Below are 695 nucleotides of genomic sequence, written 5' to 3' on the forward strand. Positions count from 1 at the left end.
CGGCGCGACCGCCTGGCCTCCCCCGCGTGGGGCGACAACGCCGACGGGATCGCCGGTATCGCGCCCGCGCTGGTCGTGACGGCCGAACACGATCGACTTCGCGACGAGGCCCGCAGCTACGCCGAAAAGCTCGACGCCGTCGGGGCATTGGCGGAGTACTACGAGGTCGCCGGCGTCGACCATGGCTACAACATCATGAGCGACGCGGCGGACGTCACGTTGCGAAGTTACGCGCACATCGCCGAGCACGTCATGCGGGCGACGCGCTAGGGCAGCAGCGCGAACGCGGCCGACTGCTCGACGATGTTGACCATCACCCGCAGCCCGATCGCCAGGGCCCGCTCGTCGAGGTCGAACGTCGGCTGGTGCAGATCCAGCTGCGGTCCCTGCCCCGGCCAGACGCCCAGGCGCGCCATCGCACCGGGAATCTCCTCGAGGTACCAGGAGAAGTCCTCGCCCCCACCCGACTGGCGGGTATCGGCCAGCGCGTCGGGGCCGATGGCCTCGATCGCGTGGGTGAGGATGCGCGTCGAGACGTCCTCGTTGACCACCGGCGGCACACCCCTCCGGTATTGCAGCGTGTGTTCGATGCCGAGCGGCGCCAGCAGCGCCGACACCGTCTCGCGGATCTTCGCCCTGCACTGCGACCCGCGGCTGGAGGTCGGCAAGATCGCGGTCCGGCACGGGCCGATCAC

The 695-nt window shown here is 70.4% G+C and carries 2 protein-coding genes; one reads left to right on the forward strand and one right to left on the reverse strand.

The annotated features are described in order from the left end of the window. Nucleotides 1-270: alpha/beta hydrolase fold domain-containing protein (locus tag A9X05_RS13865; RefSeq protein ID WP_156670039.1), on the forward strand; the 270-nt coding region annotated here is incomplete at its 5' end. Here A9X05_RS13865 and A9X05_RS13870 read toward each other — a convergent pair. Then, nucleotides 267-695, reverse strand: a 429-nt coding sequence (locus A9X05_RS13870; RefSeq protein WP_231978366.1) for a M20/M25/M40 family metallo-hydrolase, incomplete at its 5' end; no start/stop codon positions are given. The two genes, A9X05_RS13865 and A9X05_RS13870, sit on opposite strands and share 4 nt — an antisense overlap.

Origin of the sequence: Mycobacterium sp. E3298, assembly GCF_001666895.1 — a bacterium.
In the GTDB taxonomy this organism is placed as follows: domain Bacteria; phylum Actinomycetota; class Actinomycetes; order Mycobacteriales; family Mycobacteriaceae; genus Mycobacterium.